At 51.4% G+C, this 24,430-nt stretch carries 23 protein-coding genes and 3 tRNA genes; 15 read left to right on the plus strand and 11 right to left on the minus strand.

Features of this window, described 5'->3' with window-relative positions; genetic code table 11:
- Positions 1–188: 188 nt before the first annotated feature.
- From BZG84_RS04220 to BZG84_RS04230, 3 genes are all read right to left on the minus strand, one after another.
- Positions 189–1,535, minus strand: coding sequence for a Na+/H+ antiporter NhaC family protein (locus BZG84_RS04220; RefSeq protein WP_077479693.1), 1,347 nt, complete (start codon positions 1,533–1,535; stop codon positions 189–191).
- A 321-nt stretch (positions 1,536–1,856) separates the two neighbouring features.
- On the minus strand, positions 1,857–3,404 hold the full coding sequence (locus tag BZG84_RS04225; RefSeq protein ID WP_077479694.1) for a DHA2 family efflux MFS transporter permease subunit: 1,548 nt from the start codon (positions 3,402–3,404) through the stop codon (positions 1,857–1,859).
- 2 nt (positions 3,405–3,406) lie between these two features.
- The gene (locus BZG84_RS04230) at positions 3,407–4,447 is read right to left on the minus strand and encodes an HlyD family secretion protein (RefSeq protein ID WP_077479695.1); all 1,041 of its coding nucleotides are present in this window, start codon (positions 4,445–4,447) and stop codon (positions 3,407–3,409) included.
- Positions 4,448–4,578: 131 nt separating this feature from the next.
- Between BZG84_RS04230 and BZG84_RS04235 the strand changes: the two genes are divergently transcribed.
- Positions 4,579–5,505 (plus strand): LysR family transcriptional regulator, encoded by a 927-nt coding sequence (locus BZG84_RS04235; protein WP_077678007.1) that lies wholly within the window; start codon positions 4,579–4,581, stop codon positions 5,503–5,505.
- A gap of 91 nt (positions 5,506–5,596) precedes the next feature.
- On the opposite strand, the gene kdsA is transcribed toward BZG84_RS04235, so the two are convergent.
- Genes kdsA through hemA form a run of 6 tightly spaced genes read right to left on the minus strand, consistent with a single transcriptional unit; the run spans position 5,597 to position 10,916 of the window.
- Positions 5,597–6,448 carry a 3-deoxy-8-phosphooctulonate synthase gene (gene kdsA, locus BZG84_RS04240; protein ID WP_077457326.1) on the minus strand — a complete coding sequence of 284 codons (852 nt, stop codon included), beginning with the start codon at positions 6,446–6,448 and terminating at the stop codon, positions 5,597–5,599.
- Positions 6,449–6,481: 33 nt separating this feature from the next.
- Positions 6,482–7,288: a SirB1 family protein gene (locus BZG84_RS04245; RefSeq protein WP_077479697.1), complete on the minus strand. Its 807-nt coding sequence runs from the start codon at positions 7,286–7,288 to the stop codon at positions 6,482–6,484.
- A 4-nt stretch (positions 7,289–7,292) separates the two neighbouring features.
- Positions 7,293–7,676: a SirB2 family protein gene (locus BZG84_RS04250; protein WP_069587478.1), complete on the minus strand. Its 384-nt coding sequence runs from the start codon at positions 7,674–7,676 to the stop codon at positions 7,293–7,295.
- A gap of 32 nt (positions 7,677–7,708) precedes the next feature.
- The gene (gene prmC, locus BZG84_RS04255) at positions 7,709–8,554 is read right to left on the minus strand and encodes a peptide chain release factor N(5)-glutamine methyltransferase (RefSeq protein ID WP_077479698.1); all 846 of its coding nucleotides are present in this window, start codon (positions 8,552–8,554) and stop codon (positions 7,709–7,711) included.
- Positions 8,555–8,556: 2 nt separating this feature from the next.
- Positions 8,557–9,645, minus strand: coding sequence for a peptide chain release factor 1 (gene prfA / locus BZG84_RS04260; protein WP_077479699.1), 1,089 nt, complete (start codon positions 9,643–9,645; stop codon positions 8,557–8,559).
- Positions 9,646–9,656: 11 nt separating this feature from the next.
- Entirely contained in the window at positions 9,657–10,916 is a 1,260-nt protein-coding gene (gene hemA, locus BZG84_RS04265) for a glutamyl-tRNA reductase (protein WP_077677996.1), read from the minus strand.
- Between the two features lie 270 nt (positions 10,917–11,186).
- Here hemA and lolB point away from each other — a divergent pair, with 270 nt between their 5' ends.
- From lolB to BZG84_RS04305, 8 genes are all read left to right on the plus strand, one after another.
- On the plus strand, positions 11,187–11,777 hold the full coding sequence (gene lolB, locus BZG84_RS04270; RefSeq protein ID WP_077479701.1) for a lipoprotein insertase outer membrane protein LolB: 591 nt from the start codon (positions 11,187–11,189) through the stop codon (positions 11,775–11,777).
- Positions 11,767–12,627, plus strand: coding sequence for a 4-(cytidine 5'-diphospho)-2-C-methyl-D-erythritol kinase (ispE, locus tag BZG84_RS04275; protein ID WP_077457334.1), 861 nt, complete (start codon positions 11,767–11,769; stop codon positions 12,625–12,627). The genes lolB and ispE overlap by 11 nt, the downstream gene beginning before the upstream one ends.
- Positions 12,628–12,659: 32 nt before the next feature.
- Positions 12,660–13,607 carry a ribose-phosphate pyrophosphokinase gene (locus BZG84_RS04280; protein ID WP_131825056.1) on the plus strand — a complete coding sequence of 316 codons (948 nt, stop codon included), beginning with the start codon at positions 12,660–12,662 and terminating at the stop codon, positions 13,605–13,607.
- A 170-nt stretch (positions 13,608–13,777) separates the two neighbouring features.
- A complete protein-coding gene (pth, locus tag BZG84_RS04285; RefSeq protein WP_069587379.1) occupies positions 13,778–14,368 on the plus strand; it encodes an aminoacyl-tRNA hydrolase in 591 nt (196 codons plus the stop codon).
- Between the two features lie 25 nt (positions 14,369–14,393).
- Positions 14,394–15,485 carry a redox-regulated ATPase YchF gene (ychF, locus tag BZG84_RS04290; RefSeq protein WP_069587380.1) on the plus strand — a complete coding sequence of 364 codons (1,092 nt, stop codon included), beginning with the start codon at positions 14,394–14,396 and terminating at the stop codon, positions 15,483–15,485.
- A gap of 257 nt (positions 15,486–15,742) precedes the next feature.
- A tRNA-Met gene (locus BZG84_RS04295) sits at positions 15,743–15,819 on the plus strand.
- A gap of 50 nt (positions 15,820–15,869) precedes the next feature.
- Positions 15,870–15,956: transfer RNA gene (locus BZG84_RS04300), tRNA-Leu, on the plus strand.
- 17 nt (positions 15,957–15,973) lie between these two features.
- Positions 15,974–16,048, plus strand: a tRNA-Gln gene (locus BZG84_RS04305).
- A 61-nt stretch (positions 16,049–16,109) separates the two neighbouring features.
- On the opposite strand, the gene BZG84_RS04310 is transcribed toward BZG84_RS04305, so the two are convergent.
- Positions 16,110–16,721 carry an HAD family hydrolase gene (locus tag BZG84_RS04310; protein WP_077677997.1) on the minus strand — a complete coding sequence of 204 codons (612 nt, stop codon included), beginning with the start codon at positions 16,719–16,721 and terminating at the stop codon, positions 16,110–16,112.
- 27 nt (positions 16,722–16,748) lie between these two features.
- The gene (locus BZG84_RS04315; RefSeq protein ID WP_077677998.1) at positions 16,749–17,909 is read right to left on the minus strand and encodes a 2-octaprenyl-3-methyl-6-methoxy-1,4-benzoquinol hydroxylase; all 1,161 of its coding nucleotides are present in this window, start codon (positions 17,907–17,909) and stop codon (positions 16,749–16,751) included.
- Positions 17,910–18,213: 304 nt separating this feature from the next.
- Here BZG84_RS04315 and miaB point away from each other — a divergent pair, with 304 nt between their 5' ends.
- The 6 genes from miaB to BZG84_RS04345 all read left to right on the plus strand — a co-directional run bounded on the left by miaB (position 18,214) and on the right by BZG84_RS04345 (position 24,338).
- A complete protein-coding gene (gene miaB / locus BZG84_RS04320) occupies positions 18,214–19,638 on the plus strand; it encodes a tRNA (N6-isopentenyl adenosine(37)-C2)-methylthiotransferase MiaB (RefSeq protein ID WP_069587386.1) in 1,425 nt (474 codons plus the stop codon).
- A gap of 54 nt (positions 19,639–19,692) precedes the next feature.
- Positions 19,693–20,769, plus strand: coding sequence for a PhoH family protein (locus BZG84_RS04325; protein WP_077481755.1), 1,077 nt, complete (start codon positions 19,693–19,695; stop codon positions 20,767–20,769).
- Positions 20,766–21,236 (plus strand): rRNA maturation RNase YbeY, encoded by a 471-nt coding sequence (ybeY, locus tag BZG84_RS04330; protein WP_077481753.1) that lies wholly within the window; start codon positions 20,766–20,768, stop codon positions 21,234–21,236. Before BZG84_RS04325 ends, ybeY begins: the two co-directional genes overlap by 4 nt.
- 18 nt (positions 21,237–21,254) lie before the next feature.
- Positions 21,255–22,127 (plus strand): CNNM family magnesium/cobalt transport protein CorC, encoded by an 873-nt coding sequence (corC, locus tag BZG84_RS04335; protein WP_069587389.1) that lies wholly within the window; start codon positions 21,255–21,257, stop codon positions 22,125–22,127.
- Complete coding sequence (lnt, locus tag BZG84_RS04340) at positions 22,123–23,688, plus strand: apolipoprotein N-acyltransferase (protein ID WP_077481759.1); 1,566 nt, start codon at positions 22,123–22,125, stop codon at positions 23,686–23,688. The genes corC and lnt overlap by 5 nt, the downstream gene beginning before the upstream one ends.
- A gap of 71 nt (positions 23,689–23,759) precedes the next feature.
- Positions 23,760–24,338, plus strand: a complete 579-nt coding sequence (locus BZG84_RS04345; protein WP_077455604.1) for a lipid-binding SYLF domain-containing protein — start codon at positions 23,760–23,762, stop codon at positions 24,336–24,338.
- The last annotated feature ends 92 nt before the right edge of the window (positions 24,339–24,430 follow it).

The following is a 24,430-nucleotide window of genomic DNA, read 5'->3' on the forward strand; positions in this document are numbered from 1 at the left end:
TGATCACCGTCAGTTGGGCAAAAACCGTCACTTTGGTGATCGAGTCATAAGTTATAGAGCCTAAACTCTAATCAATAGCAAAATCGGCGCATCCTTTGCTTACTAGTTCGCTAGGGCCAACAAAAAAGCCTTTGCATAAGGCAAAGGCTTTATGAGGTGAGCCATTTTAATAGCGCGTTCTCAGACCTTTACTGCTGACGGGCGTGAAACCAGTGTCGGCTGGCAATGGCAACCAGTGCAGAAATGGCAAGGAAGAAGCAGTAGTACGAGTGGCTTACAATCACCAGTGGCGAGAGGCCAAAGCTAGCACCCAGCAGCAGGATTTGCGCCCCATAGGGGATCATACCCTGTACCACACACGAGAAAATATCGAGCAGGCTGGCACTGCGTTTCGCTGGCACCTCGTGTTCGCTAGCAATGTTCTTCGCCACTTGCCCTGACACTACGATAGCAACCGTGTTGTTGGCGGTACACACGTTGGCGAATGATACCAACAAGGCTATTCCAAACTCACTGGCCCGTGAGTGATGGTTGCCTTGGTTTTTCTGAAAACGGGCAATCACTTTATTGACCGTGTTGGTTAAAAAGCTTAATCCACCTTGGCAGCGCATAAGCTCTGCAATACCGCCAATCATCAAAGACAAGATGAAGATCTCTTGCATACTGGCAAAGCCGTCTTTGACATGCTGGCTAAAGCTCATCAAGGTAAAATCTGGCGTGCTCATCAACCCGACGCCCATCGCCAGCAAAATACCCGCAGTCAGCACCACAAACACATTCAGCCCTGCGAGCGCCAAGACGATGATAGAAAGGTACGGCACAACCGCGAGATAATTAATGCTTTCAGGCGCGTCCACCGGTGCGCTTTGGTTGTTGAACACAAACAGGATAATGGCAGCAATGGCGGCAGGAATGGCTATCCCGACGTTCTCTTTAAACTTATCACGCATGCTACAGCCTTGTGAGCGTGTTGCCGCGATCGTGGTATCCGAAATAAATGACAGGTTGTCACCGAACATCGCACCGCTGAGCAGAACCCCCGCCATCACTGCTGGTGACTGACCGGTTGCGGTCGCCATGTTCAATGCAAAAGGCGCCAGTGCGGCAATGGTGCCCATTGACGTACCCATTGCCGTGGAGATAAAGGCCGCAATCACAAACAGTCCCGGCAGAATCAGGTTTTCTGGGATCAATGTCAGCCCCAGATTGACCGTCGCCTGCACACCGCCCGTGGCGTCAGCCACTGATGAGAAGGCGCCCGCCAGCAGGTAAATCATACACATGGCGATAATATCACCATGGCCCATACCACGAATAAGCTGTTCAATCGCAGTATTCAGCCGCTCACGGCTAAGTGCGAGCGCTAAGATCACCGCTGGTAAAATGGCGACATGTGCGGGCAGTTGATAGAAGGCGTAGTCCGCACCTTCTAAGGTAAAGTAAACGCCTGCACCAATAAAAAGGGTTAAGAATAATAATAGGGGCAGCAGTGCAAGGGCAGAAGGCTGCGGCGTTGTGTTTGCAGATGTTGTCATGGCAGTTTTTGTAATACCTCTTATAAAACTGTGATCCAGATTACAGCCCTCTAGCCATCCAGTCAACAAATAGACGTCTAAACATCTAAAAACCTTAACGGCTCGTAGTCACTGCTAGACAGTGTTTCGCAAACATAGGTTATCTCGAGCGCATGACGACCCCGAACAAGTGACACGGTGGCAGACGAAAAGACAGCGACAATAGCCGAATGCATCGGACAACACCGTTTGTCGGTCAAGCTACTTGAACTTATCAGGAAGGATAGCGAAGGAAGCGGCGGTGCACCGCTCCCATTTTACGTGGTGACTATCGAGCGGGGGTTAGTCTTCGAGCGAGAGGATCACTACGGCTGCCAATGCTAAAAAGCCGGTCATCACAATAAAGGCATCGTTGTACGCCATAATGGCGGCGTCACGTTGCATCACACTCAGCACGCTGGCTTGTGCTTGATGCAACGCGGTGGTGGCATCACTGCCTTTGGCGATAAACCAATCTGTTTGTTGGTGCAAACGCTGCCAACCTTGCTCGCTCACTGTGGACAAGGTGGCTTTGATGTTCGCTAAGTGCAAGCGTGTTTGGTTATCTAGCAAGGTCGCTATCATGGCAATGCTAAACGCACCGCCCAAATTACGCATCACATTGGTGAGTGTGGAGGCATCTGGCGTGTCATCACGCTGGATATGCTTCAGTGCCACTATCGACAAAGGCACCATAATAAATGGACTACCAATGGCACGCAGGATCATGGATAAAACCAGCTGCTGACCACCAAAGTCGACGGTCATGTGTGTGTTGACGTAACAACTGAGCCCAAACATTACAAAACCAAATGTCACCATGTGGGTTGGGCGAAACACGCGCATTAACTTAGGCACGAGCGGAAAGAGTAACAACTGTGGCAGCCCCATCCACATCAGCACTTGGCCAATTTGCATCGCGTTGTAGTGCTGGATTTGGGTGAGATACAGCGGCAACACGTAAATCGAGCCAAGTAAGGCCATACCCAAAATTAAATAGGCAAAGCAGGATAAGGCAAATTGCTTGTCTTTCAATAACCGCAAATTCACCAGTGGACGGGGGTGTTGCAGTTCGTTAATCACAAAGTAGACGATGTTCACCACGGAAATCGCACTGAGCGTGAGAATAAACGACGAGCCAAACCAATCTTCACGATTACCCTCTTCAAGCACCACTTCTAAGCAGCCAAGCCCTAATGCCATAGTGGCAATTCCGACCCAATCGGCCTTTTTCAGCAATGACAATGATAACGGCGTATCCTCAAGCCCGTAGCGGATCATGGCTATCACCAGCATTGCTGGTGGAATATTGATGTAGAAAATATAGTGCCACGACAAATTTTCCGTCAGCCAGCCACCAAAAGTAGGCCCGATGGCAGGCGCAAACGTCGCCGTGACACCGAACATCGCCATACCAATCGCCCGTTTGTTGGCAGGTAGCAGTTGCACCACCAGCGAGAAAGCCAGTGGGATCAGCGCACCGCCACTAAATCCTTGCATGGCGCGAAACACGATCATCGCACTCATGTTCCATGACAGTGAGCACAAAAAAGATGACAGCGTAAACACCGCGGTGGTCCATGTCAGATAGCGCCGTACGCCCAGCGCCCGCGATAACCAGCCACTGAGCGGGATCGCAATCATCTCTGCCACCAGATAGGAGGTCGAGATCCACGAGCTTTCATCCAAGGTCGCCGACAGCGCCCCTTGAATATCTTTTAGCGAGGCATTGGTGATTTGAATGTCGAGAATGGCCATAAAGGCCCCAATCAACCCACCTAAGAGGGCAATCCAGTTTTTGAGCGGCACCCGATCGCTGTAGGCTTCGGCGGTTAACGCTGTCGCGGTCATATTCAGCCTCGTGTATCTACCGTTGCAATCACAGATAGTCCTGGCAATAACTTAGCTTTAAGTGGCTGATCGGGGATCCGCACTTTAATCGGCACCCGCTGAACAATTTTTGTAAAGTTCCCGGTGGCATTTTCAGGGGGCAGCAGCGCAAACTGTGCGCCCGTGGCTGGCGAGAAGCTATCGACCACGCCATGCAGTGCTTGTCCGGGAAACGCGTCCACTTCAATATCCACCGATTGCCCCGGCTGGATATGCGCAAGCTGCGTTTCTTTAAAATTCGCTTCAACCCACACCTCCCCTTGAGGCACCAAGCTAACTAACGGCATACCCGGCTGAACCAACATGCCAACACGTAAGCTCCGTTTGCCAATCACCCCATCAACGGGCGCATAAAGGCGGGTATCATCCAAGTTAAGCTGCGCTTGAGTCAGCTTAGCGGTGGCGTCATCAATCGCAGCTTGGGCTTGTTTCAGCTCACTGGCTAACACGGCCAATTGGTCACTGGCGGCATGATGCGCGGCTTTAGCTTGTTCTAACTGGGCGAGTCGCACTTTTTGCTGCGCAAGTTGGGCATCCAATTCATCTTCAGAGGAATAATGCTGCGCGATTAAACGCTGGGTACGGGCCACTTGCTGCTTGGCGCGATCGTACTCAGCTTGCGCGGATGCCATCTGACTCGCGGCTTGGCGGATCTTACTGTGCTGTAAGGTTTGCTGTGCGTGCAGGTGCTCGACATTAGCGCTTGCCGAGGCGAGTGCTGCTTTAGCTTGGGAGACCGCGGTACGATAATCGCGATCGTCAATTTCGGCCAATAAGGTTCCGGCTTTTACAAACTGGTTATCGTCGACATATCGGGCCACGATATAGCCAGAGACTTTGGGACTGATGGTAACGATGTCCCCTTTTAGGTAGGCGTTATCGGTCGACACATGATACTGCCCTTCCATCCACCAGTACCCTGCGCCAAGCACACCAATCACGAGGAATATCAAGGTCGCCAATAGTGGCGCTTTAACGCGTTTCGAAGCGGTTGAGGCTGTCATGAGGTCTCACTAATGTTAATTAAATCAATACCAAGCAAAGTGTTTCGAATTGTAAACCAATCGTATTAATTAATAATCGCGCTATAATCAAAAACACTGTTGCAAAAATGAATCTAATCAGAGGAAGGATGTTGGACTTCAATGCGCTCGCCATCTTGGTGAAAGTGGTGGAATTAGGCAGTTTCACGCAAGCGGCTGAGGCACTGGGAATGACAAAATCGACGGTCAGTCGAAAAGTCTCTGACCTTGAGCGCAGTCTAGGTGTGCGTTTGATCACGCGCTCCACGCGCAGTTTAAAGCTGACCGCGGAGGGCGAGCGCTTTTACCAATCATGCTTGTTGGCGAAAGACATCATGGAGCAGGCAGAAATTGAAATCACCGCTCACCAAGAATTGATCCAAGGGGATTTAAATGTGGTGATGCCCGTTGAGCTCGGTCATCAGGTATTGGGGCCTTACATCAACGAGTTCATCAAGCTGCATCCGCATATCCGCGTGCACCTTGAGATGAGTAACCGTGAAGTCGACATTATTGGTGAAGGCATTGATCTCTACGCGCAAGTGGGGACACGCAAAGACTCAAACCTCGTTTCACGCCTGCTCACCAATTCAACCCGTGTGGTGGCGGCAAGCCCAGCGTATTTAGCCGAAACTGGCACGGTGCAAAGCCCTGCCGATCTTCGTTCACCGCATCGCCAAGTCAAAGTGTATAACCAAGCGGTGAAGCTGTTAGCGTGGGAGTTGTATGACAAGCAGGGGCAGAGTTTTAGTGTCGACCTCCCCTATCAGCTGCGGGTCAACACCATTACGGCCTCGTTGCAGGCATGCCTTGATGGCCTCGGCATTGCGGTATTACCGACGTTCTTATGTCGTCCGCACTTTGAATCAGGCCGTTTGGTCCAACTGCTTAGCGACTGGCAAATGCCGGCGGTACCCATCAGCTTGGTGTATGCCAATCGTACCTTGATGCCCAAACGACTCCGCACTCTGATTGACTATTTAGTAACGCGCCTAAACGAAGACATGCAACAAGGTGTGAGTGCCACACATATCGACTGATAGACGACTGCTCACCGTTAAGGCGTGACCGCAAGCCGTAGATAAAAAAAGCTGCCAATAGGCAGCTTTCTGGGTCTCGATCATTCGCCAATTAGCGAATATCAATCTCTGCAAAGTTTTTAATCACATCATCCAGCGCTTTCATTTGCGCAAGAAAAGGCTCGAGTTTATCTAGCGGTAGTGCTGAAGGGCCATCACAACGTGCATTGTCTGGATCTGGATGCGCCTCAATGAATAAGCCCGCAATTTTGGTCCCTAACCCAGCACGCGCTAAATCTACTGTTTGTTGGCGACGGCCACCAGATGCAGCGCCCATCGGATCGCGACATTGCAGGGCATGAGTAACATCAAAGATGATCGGGCTGCCGTTAGAGGCCTTTTTCATCACATCAAAGCCCAGCATATCCACGACCAAGTTATCGTAACCGTGGCAGCTACCACGCTCACACAAAATCACTTTCTCGTTGCCGCACTCCGCGAATTTATCCACGATATTCCCCACTTGGCCTGGGCTCATAAACTGGGGTTTTTTCACGTTGATCACCGCATCGGTTTTGGCCATCGCTGCCACCAAGTCGGTTTGGCGGGCCAAGAACGCTGGCAGCTGGATCACGTCCGCCACTTCCGCTACCGGTGCCGCTTGCTCTTGCTCATGAATGTCGGTGATCACTTTGACGCCAAAGGTGCTTTTCAGCTCTTCAAAGATCTTCAGGCCTTCTTCCATTCCCGGTCCACGGTATGAATGTACGGATGAACGGTTCGCCTTATCAAAGGAGGCTTTAAAGACATAAGGGATGCCCAGTTTGTCCGTTACCTTGACGTAGTGCTCACAGATTTGCATCGCTAAATCGCGAGACTCCAGCACATTCATGCCAGCAAACAGCGTAAAAGGACGGTCGTTAGCCACTGGCATATCGCCAATGTGAACGGTTTTTTGCGTCATGGTTAGTTCCTTGGTCGCACTGAAAGCAGCGCGCTAATGTAAAGTCGGTTGTTCTTCGTTGAGTACTTTCACTTGCATCTTTAACAGCTCTGCCGCCGGATCATCCGGGCATTGCTCAATAAAGTACTCATAGTCGGTCGCCGCAACCCGATCACAATCGAGTTGCTGAAAGATATAGCCGCGATCGCGAATCTCGTATGGGTCGTCAGGGCTAAAGGTTAGCGCGAGTTCGCTACAACGTAATGCCATCGCGTACTTTTCTTCGCGCAATAACGCACTTTTGGCGACGGCCAACCAACGACCAATGATCGATGGGTGGTCACTCACTTCAAGGTGCGATGGATCTAGCTCAGCAAACGGTCCTTGACTGCCTATCAGCCAGCCACGCAGGGTTCGCATGCTGACACGCTCACCATCAAATGGATTGAGGTATACGGGGGTGTCTTCTAACTCATCAATGCGCAACAGCAGCTGAGTTGGAAAGCCAACCGGTTTGACGGGTAGCGAGAGGCGCTCACACAGGTACAAAAAGATCGCACCGAGCGAGACTGGGATCCCTTTTTTGCGCGACAGTACATGGTGAATAAAGACGTTCTCCGAGGAAAAGTATTGCTCGAAGTCGCCCGTAAATTGCCATTGATGATAGAAAAGGCGACGCAAGCCCTCGAGGCGCAAAGCCATATCGGGTTCGCTGCCCAGCAGATGTTCGGCTTCGTCCGCCAACAGCTCCAGTGAGGCCTGAACGTGATTAACATCGATCGACGGATCGAGCGCGTGGTTCAATGTTAAGGCGCCCTCTGCCAGTGTGAGCTGATCCAGTTGTTGATCGGTTAATGGCATCCTGTTATCCCATTAGGTGTGGTACTTTCGTTAACGCTAAATTGGCTGCTGCATACGCCCAACCCAAGGCGCCAAAGAACGCAAAGGTGCGAAAGAGTTTGCCACGGCTGTAGTGCAAGGTGACAAATCCGAGCGCAATGTAAGCCAGTACACAAGTCAGCTTTTCGGTCATCCACGCCCCGCTTGGCGTAAATGGCACAAAACCTGTTACAAAAATCAGGCCAATTCCGGTGGTCAATAATACGGTATCGACAACATGGGGTGTCACTTTGACCCATTTTTTGTTGAGCATCTCACTGCCACGCATCACCCAAAAAAAGCGGATCACGAATAGCGAAAGGCTCAAGACAATACTCAATAAATGGGTATGCTTTAGTGCCATGTAGATCATAAAAAGTTCCTGCTTCCAGTCAGTTAGAATTATACGTTCTGAGCGACAGTGACTCTATCGAGCCCAGCGAGATCCTGCTGGGTTGCAATATTGCCCCATCCTTGTCGTTGCCAAAGCGCGCGCACTGCTGCGCCTTGGTCATAGCCATGCTCTACCATTAGCCAACCAGATGCGGCCAAATATGTCCGCGCAGTCGCACCAATGTGGCGAATATCTGCCAGCCCACTCTCGTCTGCCACCAGCGCACTCGCTGGTTCAAACCGTACGTCGCCTTGCTGCAAATGCGGATCGGCACCGTCGATGTAGGGCGGGTTGCTGACAATCAGATCAAAAGGCTGCATGTCGCTGAGCGCATCAAACCAATCACTTTGAATAAAGTGCGCATTGGTGATTTGATTGTCGTGTGCGTTCCGGCTGGCTAATAATACCGCCTCTGGCATCAGATCGACGCCCACCACGGTGGCATCAGCGCGCTCTGACGCAATCGCCAGCGCAATCGCGCCTGTGCCTGTGCCTAAATCCAATACCCGACAGGGCTTATCCGGTAACACCGCCAGTGCTTGCTCGACTAACAGCTCCGTTTCTGGGCGTGGGATCAAGGTCGCGGGCGACACCGACAGGCGCAGCGTCCAAAAGTCGCGATAGCCAAGAATATACGCCACGGGTTCGCCTTGCAGACGACGCGCAAACAGCTGACGAAACTGGGCAAGCTGAGCGGCGGTCAGTTTACGGTCAGGCCAGGTATACAAATAACTGGTGGGCTGATCGAGCACATGACAAAGCAGCACTTTCACATCAATGGCCGCCGAGCCATGCCCGACAGCGCTCAATTCATGGGTGCTATCCGCTAACAGTGCGCTAATCGTGGCAGTCATAATTATTGTTGCTCTGACAACGCCGCGAGTTGGTCGGCCTGATGCTCTTGAATCACAGGGTCAACCAAGCTATCCAAATCGCCTTGCATCACTTCATCTAAACGATAAAGGGTTAAGTTAATACGGTGATCGGACACTCGGCCTTGTGGATAGTTGTAAGTACGGATACGGTCGGAGCGATCGCCTGAGCCCAACAAGTTACGACGTGTTGACGCTTCTTCTGCAGCGCGCTTTTCTTCTTCCGCTTTAATCAAACGAGCGGCCAGTACCGACATCGCTTTAGCGCGGTTTTTGTGCTGCGAACGTTCGTCTTGACACTCCACCACAGTGCCGGTTGGCAAGTGGGTAATACGAATGGCCGAGTCGGTGGTGTTAACGTGCTGACCACCCGCACCCGATGCACGGAAGGTGTCCACTTTTAAATCAGCAGGGTTAATTTCTGGAATTTCTGCTTCTGGCACTTCAGGCAAGATAGCAACGGTACACGCAGAGGTATGTACGCGACCTTGTGATTCTGTCGCCGGCACGCGTTGGACTCGGTGGCCGCCAGATTCAAATTTCAGCACGCCATAGGCGCCTTCGCCTGCCACGCGCGCAATCACTTCTTTAAAACCACCGTGCTCACCATCGCTCGCGCTAATGATTTCAGTCTTCCAGCCACGTTGCTCGGCATAACGGCTGTACATACGGTATAGGTCGCCTGCAAAAATCGCGGCCTCATCACCGCCTGCGCCAGCACGGATCTCAAGGAAGCAGTTGCGATCATCATTAGGGTCTTTGGGTAGGAGCAAGATTTGCAGCTCGTCGGTCAAGTCGGCAATGCTCTGCTTGGCCTGTTCGACTTCCTCTTGCGCCATTTCACGCATCTCTGGGTCGTCTTCGTTTGCCATTTCTTGTGCGGCTACCAAGTCTTCTTGTGCTTGTTTGAACTGACCAAAACACTTAATCACTTCTTCAAGCTGAGAGTATTCTTTGGACAGCGCACGGAACTTGTTCTGATCGTTGATGATCTCTGGCGTGCCCAACAGGTGCTGAACTTCTTCATAACGCTCGGCCAGTGATTCTAGCTTGGCTAAAATTGATGCTTTCATATATCTCTTCGTTAGTTATCACTGTCCAGCCCAAGACAGGCACGCATCACCGCCAGTTTTTCTGGCTCACCATTTTGTGCTGCTTGCTGCATTGCCTGTGTCGGCGTATGGATCAGTTTATTTGTTAGACGATTGCTCAATTGGCGCAATACGCTTTCGGCATCTGCGCCATTGGCCAACGCCTGAATACTTTGTTCAAGCTCGGCTTGTTTGATCTGCTCCGATTGAGTGCGGAATTGCTTAATACTATCAACCGCCTCTCGTGAGCGTAGCCAACGCATGAAATCAGCGCTTTCTTCCGTCACGATCGCTTCAGCTTGGATCGCGGCTACTTTACGCTGTTCGCGATTACGTTCCACGATAGATTGCAAATCATCCACACTATACAGATACGCGTCGGCAAGATTGCCCACTTCTTCTTCAATGTCTCTTGGCACGGCAATATCGATCAGCAACATGGGCTGGTGACGGCGCTGTTTCAGTGCTTTTTCTACCATGCCTTTACCAATAAGCGGCAAAGGGGCGGCCGTTGAGCTAATCACGATATCTGCTTTCGCCAAGTGCTCTGGGATCGCTTCAAGCCCAATCACCTGCGCATTAAATTGGTCTGCCAAACACTGCGCACGAGATTGAGTCCGATTGGCCACGATAATGTTGCTGCATTTGTGTTCATGCAGGTGCTTGGTCACTAATTCTATGGTCTCCCCCGCCCCGACCAACAAGGTGGTGACATCGGATAACGACTCAAAGATCTGACGCGCCAAGGTACAAGCCGCAAAAGCAACAGAGACCGCATTGCCGCCGATATCCGTCTCGGTTCTCACCCGTTTGGCAACGGCAAACACTTTTTGAAACAGCTTTTCTAGCGAGCCCGCAATCAGATTGGCTTTTCCGGAACTGGCATAAGCCTGCTTCACTTGGCCTAGAATTTGGGGCTCACCGAGTACTAAAGAGTCCAACCCACACGCTACGCGCATCAGGTGTTTCACCGCTGCTTGTTCTTCGTGATAGTAAATGCTCGCCATCAGGCTATCACTGCTTAGGTGATGAAAAGCGGTCAACCAATCCACCAGCACGCCGATCCCCGGCTGACGCATGTCGGCGTACAGCTCAGTGCGGTTACACGTTGAGACGATCACACAGCTTCGTACTTGAGGGTGGTCGGTCAGTTGCTGCAACGCTTGTTCCAGTTGTTGCGGCGAAAAGGCGACTTTCTCCCGCAAGTCAACGGGGGCCGTTTTGTGATTGATTCCGAGAACTAACAGGCTCATGAAGCGTTGTTACCGACAGCACCAGTAAGGATTGGAGCGGAGGATTTTACTTGATGGCCCCCGTGAATTAAAGCGAACATTGATATGCATCATCCTCTTGGCGTGGAAATGTGAAGCCTCGCGAGATTGGTGGCTTCCTCGCCAAACCCGTGCCGTATCCACGGATACAGACACGATAGGCGTCTTCTTTCTCCGCACAGCTTGTGGCAAAGTAAGCGCATCACGGCCCTGATGCCGCTTTATTGACGTCAAAGAAAGGATACTCAGCACATGCTTGCTCCCCTACGCGCCTGCGTCATCGCCGCCTGTATCGCCATTTTGTCAGGCTGTGCCACCGCCCCACCACCGTCGACTCAATGGCAAGCGCATCAGTCGGCGTTAACGGCCATCGATAGCTACACGGCGAAAGGCAAGGTCGCGTTTATTTCACCCCAAGAGCGGTTTTCAGCGAATTTGTATTGGCATCATCAGCCAGAACAATCCACGCTCCGTCTGACCAATTTTTTAGGGACCACCCTACTCTCGCTGACTATCGATCCGCAGCTTGCCACCGTGGTGGATGACCAAGGCCAAGTTTATACCGACTCAGATGCGGCTCGCTTGATTGAGCGGCTGAGCGGCATGTCGTTACCGATTGACGCGCTGCCCGCTTGGTTGCTTGGCTTACCACAATCGCGAGATCAATTTGAGCTCGGCGATGATAACCGCCTCGCCCGTTTAAGCAACGCCCAAGGCTGGACCATTGATTATCTCGGTTACGATGGTAGCACGCAGCCGGCGCTGCCTTCGCGTATCACCTTAAAAAGCCCCCAGCAAACCGTAAAGCTGGTTATCTCCAATTGGACGCTTGATGATGAATGACACCACATTTTGGCCCGCGCCTGCCAAACTGAACCTCTTCTTGTATATCAATGGCCGTCGTGAGGACGGATACCACGAACTCCAAACCTTGTTTCAGTTTTTGGACGTGGGCGATACCCTTGCCATTACGCCTAACCAAACCGGGACGATCAGCCTCAGCCCTGCCATGGAAGGGGTGAAAGAAGACGATAACTTGATTGTCAAAGCCGCCAAGGCGCTGCAAGCCCACACAGGATGTCCCTACGGGGCGCACATTGATATCGACAAACGGCTCCCCATGGGCGGCGGATTAGGGGGCGGGTCATCCGATGCCGCCACTACCTTGGTTGCGCTCAATCATTTATGGCAGACCCAAGTCAGCGCTGATGAATTGGCGGCTCTTGGATTGCGTTTGGGCGCTGACGTGCCTATTTTTATTCATGGTCAAGCAGCATTGGCTGAGGGCGTGGGTGAAAAATTCACACCGGTGTTACCGGAAGAAAAAGTTTACTTAGTGGTCAAGCCGGACGTGTCGATTTCGACCGCTGCAATTTTCACTCATCCTCAGTTGCAAAGAAACACGCCAAAGCGCACAGTTTCTGAGCTAATGGGGCAAAAATACGAAAACGATTGCGAAAAGATAGCCCGTAAACAATTCCCCGAGGTTGATAAGGCTGTTTCGTGGCTGCTAGAATACGCGCCGTCTAGGATGACTGGGACAGGCGCGTGCGTGTTTGCCGAGTTTGACACCGCACAAGATGCCCAGGCCACACTCGACATAATGCCTAACTGGCTGACAGGGTTTGTTGCACGTGGGTTGAACCGTTCACCCCTACTTGATGCGCTACAGCAGCAAACTGTGAGTCAGTGACTACTAAATGGATGCAACCCGAGGTTTCCACCGTGCCTGATATGAAGCTGTTCGCTGGTAACGCGACACCCGTTCTCGCCCAACGTATCGCAAACCGTCTTTACATGTCACTGGGTGACGCCACTGTCGGCCGTTTTTCTGACGGCGAAGTGTGTGTTCAGATTAACGAGAACGTGCGCGGTAGTGACGTGTTCGTCCTCCAATCTACCTGTGCACCGACCAATGACAACCTAATGGAATTGGTCGTGATGATAGACGCGTTCCGACGTGCATCGGCAGGTCGTATAACCGCAGTAATCCCTTACTTTGGTTATGCCCGTCAAGACCGCCGCGTACGTTCCTCCCGTGTTCCTATCACCGCAAAAGTTATTGCAGATTTTCTTTCCAACGTTGGCGTTGACCGCGTCCTCACCGTGGATCTCCACGCAGAGCAAATCCAAGGCTTCTTCGACGTGCCTGTCGACAACATCTTTGGCACCCCTGTTTTGCTTGAAGACATGCTAGCGAAGAACTTGGAAGATCCTGTTGTTGTCTCTCCTGACATCGGCGGCGTGGTTCGAGCGCGTGCAACCGCGAAACTGCTCGACGATACCGACATTGCCATCATCGATAAACGTCGTCCACGTGCGAACGTGTCTCAAGTTATGCACTTGATTGGTGACGTTGAAGGCCGTGACTGCATCATCGTTGATGACATGATCGATACCGGTGGCACCCTGTGTAAAGCCGCTGAAGCGCTGAAAAACCGTGGTGCGAAACGTGTATTCGCTTACGCAACTCACCCTGTATTTTCTGGCGACGCGCCGAAAAATATTGCGGAATCTGTCATCGATGAAATCGTGGTGACCGACTCCATTCCGCTAAGCGCAGAAATCCAAGCTACCGGCCGAGTCTCACAACTGACTCTGTCTGGCATGCTAGCGGAAGCGATTCGCCGTATCAGCAACGAAGAATCCATCTCTGCGATGTTTAATTCGTAATAGACGCATCCTTAGTGAAAGCGCCCTGCCTCTGTGCAGGGCGTTTTTTTATCTGTCTATTTTCAGTGCTGACTCGACCGCTGAGTCGTAACAATGGTAGGATATGGCGCCTTTTGGGGTGGGCAGAATGCTCACCGGCTATGATGGGTAGATAAACAGCGAGAAACATCGTGAGTAATCAGATCCGCTTACTAGTTGGATTGGCCAATCCGGGGCCAGAATATGCCCAAACACGCCACAACGCGGGCGCTTGGGTCGTGCAAGAACTTGCGCGGATCCACAATGCACCGCTGAAAGAAGAAAAAAAGTTTTTTGGCCTGACCGGCCGCATTACCGTACACGGTCAAGATCTGCGTTTGTTGATCCCAACCACTTACATGAATTTGTCCGGTAAAGCCGTTCAAGCACTGGCTAATTTTTACAATATTCCCGTCGATGCCATCATGGTGGCGCATGACGAGCTAGACTTGCCACCGGGTGTGGCAAAGTTTAAGCAAGGCGGTGGACACGGAGGACACAATGGCCTGCGTGACATCATCAGTAAATTAGCTAACGATAAATCGTTCTACCGACTCCGGATTGGTATTGGCCATCCGGGTCACAAAGACAAGGTAGCGGGATATGTGCTCACCAAAGCCCCCGCCAATGAGCAAAGCCTGATCGAACAGGCCACGGACGAGGCGGTTCGTAGCCTCGATATCTTGCTCAAAGACGATCTTGCCAAAGCGCAAAACCGTCTGCATACCTTCAAAGCACAGTAATTTTTGATTAAAGGGTTACCATCTCATGGGTTTTAAATGTGGCATCGTGGGCCTACCAAACGTAGGTAAATCCACTCTGTTTAATGCACTGACCAAAGCTGGCATTGACGCAGCTAACTTTCCATTCTGTACCATCGAGCCAAACACGGGCGTGGTGCCTGTGCCTGACTTGCGCTTGGATGCGTTAGCCAAGATTGTTAACCCCCAAAAAGTGCTGCCAACCACCATGGAATTTGTGGATATCGCGGGACTGGTTGCCGGTGCATCACGCGGTGAAGGTTTAGGAAACAAGTTCCTCGCCAACATCCGCGAAACCGATGCAATTGGCCACGTGGTACGTTGTTTTGAAAACGACAACATTGTTCACGTTGCCGGTAAAGTCGACCCTGCGGATGACATCGATGTTATCAACACCGAGCTGGCACTGGCCGACCTTGAAAGCTGTGAGCGCGCCATTCAGCGCAACACCAAAAAAGCCAAGGGTGGCGACAAAGACGCTAAGTTTGAGCTAACTGTGCTTGAAAAACTGCTGCCTGTGCTGGAAGAAGGCAACATGTTGCGTTCTGTCGAGCTAAGCAAAGAAGAAGAAGCGGCAGTACAATACCTCAACTTCTTGACGCTTAAGCCCACTATGTACATTGCCAACGTCAACGATGATGGCTTTGAAAACAACCCTTACCTCGACAAAGTACGTGAAATTGCCGCCCAAGAAGGTGCCACCGTGGTCGCCGTGTGCGCGGAAATTGAAGGCGAAATTGCCGAGCTGGACGCCGAAGAAGCGGCTGCATTCTTAGAAGAAATGGGGCTGGAAGAGCCAGGCCTTAACCGTGTGATTCGCGCCGGTTATGAACTGCTTACCCTGCAAACCTACTTCACGGCGGGTGTTAAAGAAGTGCGTGCTTGGACCGTGCCAATTGGCGCCACAGCTCCGCAAGCGGCAGGTAAAATCCACACTGACTTCGAAAAAGGCTTTATCCGTGCTGAAGTGGTCGGTTATGAAGACTATATTGCGAACAATGGCGAAAGCGGCGCGAAAGAAGCCGGTAAATGGCGCCTAGAAGGCAAAGACTACATCGTAAAAGATGGCGATGTGATCCATTTCCGCTTTAACGTATAAGCGCGTCATGCCTCTTGGGTGAGTTGTCGAGACCCCACCCTTATCAGATAAAACCAGCCTCCGGGCTGGTTTTTTTATTCCCACTATTCAACACCCTTCGCCACTTCCTCGGTAAGCTTTGCCGCTAAATTGTCCAAAATGGCGATTATTGCAGCCAACGAATGCAAAATCGCAAAAAAAACAATAACCAGACCTTGACGCCTTTCGCCCAGATCCGCATAATTCGCAGCGTCTTAAGGCACTACGCCTGACAGAGTGGCTACGTAGCTCAGTTGGTTAGAGCACATCACTCATAATGATGGGGTCACAGGTTCGAATCCCGTCGTAGCCACCATTATTTTTATAATTCGGTCTGCGTTTTTGTTACCGGGTTATCCACCTTTTGCGGAGGTGGCGGAATTGGTAGACGCGCTAGCTTCAGGTGCTAGTGTCCGAAAGGACGTGAGGGTTCAAGTCCCTCTCTCCGCACCAAGTTAGGCAACGCCTACTGGGGTATCGCCAAGCGGTAAGGCAACGGGTTTTGATCCCGTCATTCCCAGGTTCGAATCCTGGTACCCCAGCCATATTAAAAAGCCCACATCATGTGGGCTTTTTTGCGTTTAGGCGTTGTCTTCGGCTCATCCGCTACACCACAATCCCCAGCTTGGCGAGTTCTGCGCGGCATTGCTGTGCATCGGTAAAAGGGATACCCGCCATGCCTAGCGCTTTCGCACCTTCTACGTTCGCGATCCTGTCATCCAAAAACACACAAGAAGCTGGGTCGAGATGGTAGTCATCTAACAAGCGTTGATAAATATCAGGCTCGGGTTTTAAGTGCCCTACTTCGGCTGACACGATGGCACCATCGAACAGCGACCAAAACGCATAGCGCTGTTTTAAGAACGCCACAATTTCGTGCACATTATCGGTTAACGCATAAACACCGTATCCAGCCTGTTTGGCCGAGTGAAGTAACTCGACACTACCGTAAAGACAAATTTGAGTCTGTTTAATGTAATAAAACAGTGCCTCAAGCTGCGCAGGGCTTAGCGACGTTTCTTTGGCAAAACGTTGCTTGGCTTGCGCTTCGGTGAGCGTGCCACGATTCAGCGCTTGCCAAGTATCACTGGGGAAGATTTGATTGGCATACGTGTGGGCATCTGCCGCGTCCCCTAAGGTTAGACGGATGATTTCTTCCGGTGACCAACGCACCATCACATTGCCAATATCAAAAATAATCGTCTGGTAGTTCACCATATCGCGTCCTTGCTCTTGTCGCGAAGGCTAGAGCCCTAACGCATACTTCAATACATGTTTTTTCACTGGACCACTGTGTTCGGCCAGTTTAAACAACGCATTACGCGCCAGTTTTAAAGGCGTGATTCGATTGCTAAATGCGGCGTAAAACACATCCATGCCGGTTTGCATCATCATGTTATCGGTGCGGCGGGCTTTCTCATAAGCTACTAATGTCGCATTATCCTGCCAGTGTTCGCCTGCATCGGCACAGGCATCCAGCAGGGCCGCTACATCTTTAAAGCCTAAGTTCACCCCTTGCCCTGCGAGTGGGTTAATGGTGTGGGCAGCATCACCAATCACCACAACACCATGACGATGGTACTGCTGCGCATGGCGTCGCGTCAGCGGGAATGCGCCCCAGTTGACAGGCGTCACCTCTCCAACTTCGGCGGGAAAATTCGCCACAATCTCTGCTTTTAACTGCGCCGCATCTAACTGACACAATTGCTGAATACGTTGAGGGCTGTCGTACCACACCAAGGAAGCTTGCTGACCGCAAAGCGGCAAGAAGGAGCGCGGCCCGGAAGGGAAGAATTGTTGCCATGTGATATCTTGCTGCGGCGACGCGGTTTCGACACTAATCAGCATGCAATGTTGGCGATAGTCCCAGCTGGTGATGCCAATCTTGGCGTAGTCTCGCACTCGAGAGTTTGCGCCATCCGCACCAATCAACCACGGCGCTGTCAGTGTGTCGCCGTTGTCTAACTCAACATAGTGTTGCTGCCCCTTTTGATGCATTGATGTAATCGATGCGGGCGAGAAAACGTGCAAGTTGTCATAGCGTGAGAATTGCTGCCAGAGTCCGAGTTGAATCAAACGATTTTCGACCATATATCCCAGTTGGGGTAAGTCGAGTTGCTCTGCGCTAAAGCAGACACGGCTGTCTTCCGCTTCCCACGTTTCAAGGCGGCGATATGGACACACACGCATGGCTTCAATGTCCGTCCATGCCCCTAAATCGGACAGTAGCGCCACCGACGCATGAGAGATAGCCGAAACACGAAGATCCATTGGCTGTGAGGGCGAAAATGACTGAGGAACTTGGCGCTCAACCAACGCAACCTGACGCCCCTGACGCGCTAATCCCAACGCAGCGGCCGCACCCACCATGCCACCGCCAACAATAATGATTTCAAATGGGTTCATGACTATCTCTTTTTACTAGCAATGAGGGCATTCTACTGAAGGTTAACGAGAATTCGACCTAAATCAGATCAAATTGCGTCAATGTTCTTGGCAGTAACCACCATAAATGCGAGTCAGGTTGTGTCCTTTGTCAATGCCTTACCAAGATTGAAGGTTCTGAGGATCATTTCATCGGCCCTGTGATCTGGTCAGCGTTATTGGAAAGCAGTACAATACGCGGCTTGCCAAGCTGATTGACTGGTTAAAAACCACACAGCTTGAGGGGTAATGTCGACCATAAGATTAAAAACGAGCGTAAAGTTACATGGCTAAGAAACTGCTGATTAAAACCTGGGGTTGCCAAATGAATGAGTATGACTCATCCAAAATGGCAGATCTGCTCAATGCTTCCGGTGGTTACGAGCTGACCGAGCAACCAGAAGAAGCAGATGTTCTCCTCCTAAACACCTGCTCTATCCGTGAAAAAGCGCAAGAGAAGGTTTTCCACCAACTCGGGCGTTGGAAAACACTGAAAGACAAGAATCCAGATTTGGTGATCGGGGTTGGTGGCTGTGTAGCAACACAAGAAGGCGACCACATCCGTGAGCGCGCACCTTATGTGGATGTAATTTTTGGCCCGCAAACGCTGCACCGCCTTCCTGAGATGATCAAACAATCACGCTCAGATCATGCGCCCGTGATGGACATTACCTTCCCGGAAATAGAGAAATTCGATCGTCTTCCCGAGCCGCGTGCAGAAGGACCGACCGCTTTCGTTTCGATTATGGAAGGCTGCTCCAAGTACTGTACCTTCTGCGTGGTGCCTTATACGCGCGGTGAAGAAGTGAGCCGTCCGCTCGACGATGTCCTGTTTGAGATTGCCCAACTGGCCGAGCAAGGCGTCCGTGAAGTGAACCTGCTGGGGCAAAACGTAAACGCCTATCGTGGTGAAATGCACGACGGTGAGATTTGTACCTTTGCCGAGCTGCTGCGTTATGTGGCTGCGATTGATGGCATTGACCGTATTCGCTACACCACCAGCCATCCGGTTGAGTTTACTGACGATATCATCGAGGTGTATCGTGATACGCCAGAAGTGGTGAGCTTCCTCCACTTGCCAGTGCAAAGTGGTTCAGACCGAATTCTGACTATGATGAAGCGTCCGCACACCGCTATCGAGTATAAGTCAAAAATTCGTAAGCTGCGTCAAGCGCGCCCTGATATTACCATCAGCTCTGACTTTATCGTCGGCTTCCCGGGTGAAACGGACCAAGACTTTGAAGCGACCATGAAGCTGATCACGGATATCGACTTCGATATGAGCTTTAGTTTTGTGTATTCACCACGCCCTGGTACGCCAGCCGCCGATATGCCTGACGACACCCCAGAGCAAGTGAAAAAAGAACGTCTGTACCGCCTGCAGCAACAAATTAACAGCCAAGCGATGCGTTACTCACGACTGATGCTCAACACGGAGCAACGTATTCTGGTTGAAGGCCCATCTCGTAAGAATCTGATGGAGCTACGCGGCCGTACCGAAAACAACCGTGTCGTTAACTTTGAAGGCTCTGTCGATTTGATTGGCCAATTTGTTGACGTCAAAATTACTGAAGTGATGCCAAACTCGCTCCGCGGTGAGCTGGTTCGTACTGAAAAAGATATGGACCTGCGTGTCGCCGTCTCGCCAACCGAAATCATGGCGAAAACACGTAATGAAAACGAGCTTGGCGTTGGTGTATATACTCCTTAAGGAGTTCATCGATTCAAGGGCGCCGGGAAGCCGGCGCCTAAAGCGAGGATAACCTTGTCTAAAATTATCACTCTTGATCTTACTTTAGAGCCAGCCGATAACACCCGACTTGCCAATCTTTGTGGCCCGTTTGACGACAATATCAAACAATTAGAACGCCGCTTAGGTGTGGAAATTAATCACAGACACAATGCGTTTTCGATTGTTGGCAAGCCACATACCGCGAATGCCGCGGTAGATATTCTCAAGCATTTGTATGTTGATACTGCCCCAGTGCGTGGCAGCTACCCAGACATTGAGCCGGAAGCCATTCACTTGGCAATCAAAGAATCGGGCGTACTCGAGCAAACCACCGAATCAAGCATCCCATACGGTAAAGAGATTAATATCAAAACCAAAAAAGGGGTGATCAAACCGCGTACGCCAAACCAAGCGCAATATATTGCTAACATGGTTAGCCATGACATTACCTTTGGTATTGGTCCGGCGGGAACCGGTAAAACCTACTTGGCGGTCGCAGCGGCGGTTGATGCACTTGAGCGCCAAGAAATTCGCCGTATTTTGCTGACACGTCCTGCGGTAGAGGCCGGTGAAAAACTGGGCTTTTTGCCCGGCGATCTCAGCCAAAAAGTCGATCCTTATCTGCGCCCTTTGTACGATGCCTTGTTTGAAATGCTTGGCTTTGAGCGCGTTGAAAAGCTGATTGACCGTAACGTGATTGAAGTCGCGCCGCTGGCCTATATGCGTGGCCGTACCCTCAATGACGCTTTTATTATTCTCGATGAAAGCCAAAACACGACGGTGGAACAAATGAAGATGTTCCTGACTCGGATTGGCTTTAATTCGCGTGCTGTGATCACCGGTGACGTGACACAAGTGGATTTGCCACGCAACGCGAAATCGGGCTTACGCCATGCCATTGAAGTGCTCTCTGATGTCAAAGAAATCAGCTTCCACTTCTTTCAAGCTGACGACGTGGTTCGCCACCCTGTGGTGACGCGTATTGTTCAAGCCTATGATAAATGGGAAGCGGAAGATGCGCGCGCACGCAAAGAAGCCGAAGCGCGTCGTCGTGAGGCACGCGAAGCACAAATGCACACAGAACACAGCCAATCGCAGGAACAATCATGAGTTATTACGTGGATGTTCAGCTGGCGTGTGATAATACTGACGGGTTGCCCAGTGATGATCAGCTCCAAGCTTGGTTTGAACACGCCGTGCGCAACGCGCGTGAACAAGCGGAAGTCACGATTCGTCTGGTTGACGAAGGTGAGAGCCAGAGCTTGAATCGCGATTATCGTGGCAAAGATAAACCCACAAATGTGTTATCGTTTCCGTTCGATGCCCCTCCCGGTATCGACATTGATTTGCTCGGCGATCTGATCATTTGCCGCCAAGTGGTTGAGCGTGAAGCTGAACAACAAGGCAAGCAATTGATGGATCACTGGGCACACATGGTCGTGCATGGCAGCTTACACCTGCTCGGTTACGACCATATTGAGGATGATGAAGCCGAGCAAATGGAAGCCTTAGAGCGTGACATTTTAGCTACCATGGGGGTGCCTGATCCCTATGCGAACGACTTCATTGAGCGTTAACTAACTGAATGAATTTGAATGAACGACGATAATTCGCAAAACGCAGACGGTCCGAGTAGGAAGACCTTCTTCGAGCGGCTAGGACAGTTTTTCCAAGCTGATCCTAAAGACAGACAGGAACTGGTGGATGTGTTCCGCGATTCAGAGCAAAACGCCCTGATCGACCATGACACAAGAGACATGCTGGAAGGTGTCATGCAAATCTCCGACATGCGTGTTCGAGATATCATGATCCCCCGCTCGCAGATGGTAACCGTTGAACGATCGCAGTCTTTGGAAGCGATCATTAATATCATCATTGATGCCCAACACTCGCGTTATCCTGTGATCAGCGATGACAAAGACCATGTTGAAGGCATCTTACTTGCGAAAGATCTGCTGCGCTACTTGCGCCCAGATGCCGAAAACTTCGATATCGAGAAGGTGTTACGCCCTGCCGTGGTGGTGCCTGAGAGTAAACGCGTTGACCGCTTACTCAAAGAGTTCCAAGAAGAACGCTACCACATGGCGATCGTGATCGATGAATTTGGCGGTGTATCGGGCGTGGTCACCATTGAAGATATCTTGGAAGAAATCGTTGGCGAAATCGAAGATGAGTACGACGAGGACGACGAACAAGAAATCCGTCAGCTAAGCCGCCATACTTTTGCGGTAAAAGCACTGACCACGTTAGAAGACTTTAATACACATTTCGGCAGTCAGTTCCAAGACGATGTGGTAGACACCATCGGCGGCTTGGTCATGACCAGCTTTGGCCATCTGCCCGATCGCGGCGAGGAAGTGGATATCGAACATTTCCACTTTAAGGTGACCTCGGCAGACAGCCGTCGTATCATTCAGCTACAAGTCACCATTCCTGACAGTAGCGAACCTCAAAGTGAAAGCGATTAATCACATTGTGCGTCAAATTGGGCAGCCTCTCGCGGCTGCCCTGCTTGGTGCCAGTGCCACCCTTGCCTTTGCCCCCTTCTCTTACTGGCTGCTAATGCCAGTATCGCTTTGGGGTCTATTCCTGTTGCTCCAATCCACCTCCCCCAAAAGGGCCAGTTTGCTCGGCTTTTTCTGGGGTCTGGGTCAATTTGCTACCGGCGTCAGCTGGGTGTATGTCAGTATCGATCATTTTGGAGGCATGCCCGCCATAGCAGGCTTGTCCTTAATGGCGCTGCTGGTCATATACCTTGCATTGTATCCTGCGTTATTCGCCGGAGTGTTAGCGCGCTGCTCGGTGCGCCATGCCGCGATTAAGTGGCTATTTCTCGCGCCTAGTCTATGGCTGGTGGCCGATGGGTTACGAGGCTGGGTCTTTACCGGTTTCCCGTGGCTGTGGCCCGGCTACAGCCAAATTGATAGTCCTTTAGCTGGCGTAGCGCCTGTGCTCGGTGTGCAAGGCATCACTTGGGTGCTGGTGCTAATGGCAGGATTGGCGACCTTAATCACGCCCAAATGGGGCGCGTGGCAAGGACGCAAGCAGTTAGCTGGCCTTGTGGCGATCGCAGGGATATCCGCGTGTGCCTACGGGCTTAACACCATCCAGTGGGTTGAAGCGAATCCAGAGAAACAACAAACGGTTTCACTGATCCAAGGCAATATTCCCCAAGCGTTAAAGTGGCGTATCGATCAACGCTGGCCAACCTTAATGAAGTACCTAGATCTCACCCGCCAACATTGGGATAGCGATGTGGTGATCTGGCCAGAAGCGGCTATTCCGGCATTGGAGCGTGACTTACCTCGCTTTTTTGAGCAATTAGATACCGCCGCGAAAAATAACCACACCACGGTCATTACCGGCGTGTTAGACCAAAATGCGGCAGGGCAATATTTTAATAATGTGATTGCGGTTGGCGCTGATACGCCTAGCTATCAGTATCCTGCGCCGAAGCAATACAGCAAGCATCATTTGCTCCCGTTTGGTGAATTCGTTCCCTTTGAATCGTTACTGCGTCCGCTTGCGCCTTTATTTAATTTGCCCATGTCTTCGTTCTCACCGGGCGAGGCCATACAACCGGCATTACCGGCCAATGGCTTGGCCTACATCACGGCGCTTTGCTACGAAATTGCGTTTCCAGCGCAAATTCGCGCCAACTTGACGCCGGACAGTAACGCGATTATCACTTTATCGAATGATGCGTGGTTTGGCCGCTCAATTGGCCCATTGCAGCATTTAGAGATTGCGCGGATGCGCGCGCGTGAGTTTGGCTTGCCGGTCATTCGTGCCACCAATAATGGTGTGACTGCGATTATGGATGCACGCGGCAATATTCAGCAATCCCTCCCGCAATTTGAAACCGGTGTGCTTACCACCACAGTCACCAGCACTGTGGGTCTCACCCCCTATCGCCAATGGGGTAATACCCCGCTTTGGATTTGGGTGGTGATAAGTGGGCTTATTGGCTGGCGATATCGCGGCCAGCCTTATCATCGCACTCCACGGAAAATTTCCACACGCGCCTGACATTTGTCCGCCTGAACTGACGTAACGTGTGAGGTGAAAGACTCACTTTGATGACGAAGAGGGATAAAAACATGTTACGTCGTTCGTATGTATGGTTGAGCATGGCGTTAGTGGCACTGACCGCCCTAGTAGGCTGTGCCACCCATTCTCAGCAGGATCAAATTAGCCAAGCAAACCTGGCACGCGATCAGTTTTATCAATATCCGCAAACCCAACCGTTTTTTGATAACGCCTATGGCTATGCCGTGTTTCCTTCGGTCGGTAAAGGCGGTTTTTGGGTGGGCGGCGCATACGGTAAAGGCGTGGTCTACCGCCAAGGTCAACCGGTCAGCGCAGCCGAGTTAAAGCAAGTGTCGGTCGGTCTTACTTTTGGCGGACAAGCCTTCAGCGAAATCGTCTTTTTTGAAGATCAAGCCGCGTATGACCGCTTTATGAAAGGACAAGTAGAGCTGGGCGCACAAGCCTCCGCGACTGCCTTAACCGAAGGCGCCTCTGCGCAAGCCGGCACCGCAGGCACCTCGGCGTCAGCCAGTAACCGTCAGTCAAAAGCCTATTATGTTAATGGTCTGACTGTCTTTACCCATGCTAAGGGTGGCCTGATGGTCGAAGCGGCACTTGCAGGTCAGCAATTTAGTCCGGCTAGCTGGTAGTCGCAACGATTAACCGCCTATCTTAAGACAGGACAACCAAGCGAAAAAAGGCCAGCATCATGCGCTGGCCTTTCTATTTGTGTGTCGTCGGC

This window comes from Salinivibrio sp. PR932 (genome assembly GCF_001996125.1).
GTDB lineage: Bacteria > Pseudomonadota > Gammaproteobacteria > Enterobacterales > Vibrionaceae > Salinivibrio > Salinivibrio proteolyticus.

What these genes read in the sequence shown, in the direction of transcription:
- prmC (WP_077479698.1), bottom strand. Translation starts at nt 8,554, where the DNA reads ATGACTGCCACGATTAGCGCACTGTTAGCGGATAGCACCCATGAATTG.
- ychF (WP_069587380.1), top strand. Translation starts at nt 14,394, where the DNA reads ATGGGTTTTAAATGTGGCATCGTGGGCCTACCAAACGTAGGTAAATCC.
- BZG84_RS04245 (WP_077479697.1), bottom strand. Translation starts at nt 7,288, where the DNA reads ATGCCATTAACCGATCAACAACTGGATCAGCTCACACTGGCAGAGGGC.
- BZG84_RS04345 (WP_077455604.1), top strand. Translation starts at nt 23,760, where the DNA reads ATGTTACGTCGTTCGTATGTATGGTTGAGCATGGCGTTAGTGGCACTG.
- BZG84_RS04225 (WP_077479694.1), bottom strand. Translation starts at nt 3,404, where the DNA reads ATGACCGCGACAGCGTTAACCGCCGAAGCCTACAGCGATCGGGTGCCG.
- BZG84_RS04230 (WP_077479695.1), bottom strand. Translation starts at nt 4,447, where the DNA reads ATGACAGCCTCAACCGCTTCGAAACGCGTTAAAGCGCCACTATTGGCG.
- ispE (WP_077457334.1), top strand. Translation starts at nt 11,767, where the DNA reads ATGATGAATGACACCACATTTTGGCCCGCGCCTGCCAAACTGAACCTC.
- BZG84_RS04310 (WP_077677997.1), bottom strand. Translation starts at nt 16,721, where the DNA reads ATGGTGAACTACCAGACGATTATTTTTGATATTGGCAATGTGATGGTG.
- prfA (WP_077479699.1), bottom strand. Translation starts at nt 9,645, where the DNA reads ATGAAAGCATCAATTTTAGCCAAGCTAGAATCACTGGCCGAGCGTTAT.
- lolB (WP_077479701.1), top strand. Translation starts at nt 11,187, where the DNA reads ATGCTTGCTCCCCTACGCGCCTGCGTCATCGCCGCCTGTATCGCCATT.
- BZG84_RS04315 (WP_077677998.1), bottom strand. Translation starts at nt 17,909, where the DNA reads ATGAACCCATTTGAAATCATTATTGTTGGCGGTGGCATGGTGGGTGCG.
- miaB (WP_069587386.1), top strand. Translation starts at nt 18,214, where the DNA reads ATGGCTAAGAAACTGCTGATTAAAACCTGGGGTTGCCAAATGAATGAG.
- ybeY (WP_077481753.1), top strand. Translation starts at nt 20,766, where the DNA reads ATGAGTTATTACGTGGATGTTCAGCTGGCGTGTGATAATACTGACGGG.
- corC (WP_069587389.1), top strand. Translation starts at nt 21,255, where the DNA reads ATGAACGACGATAATTCGCAAAACGCAGACGGTCCGAGTAGGAAGACC.
- kdsA (WP_077457326.1), bottom strand. Translation starts at nt 6,448, where the DNA reads ATGACGCAAAAAACCGTTCACATTGGCGATATGCCAGTGGCTAACGAC.
- BZG84_RS04220 (WP_077479693.1), bottom strand. Translation starts at nt 1,535, where the DNA reads ATGACAACATCTGCAAACACAACGCCGCAGCCTTCTGCCCTTGCACTG.
- hemA (WP_077677996.1), bottom strand. Translation starts at nt 10,916, where the DNA reads ATGAGCCTGTTAGTTCTCGGAATCAATCACAAAACGGCCCCCGTTGAC.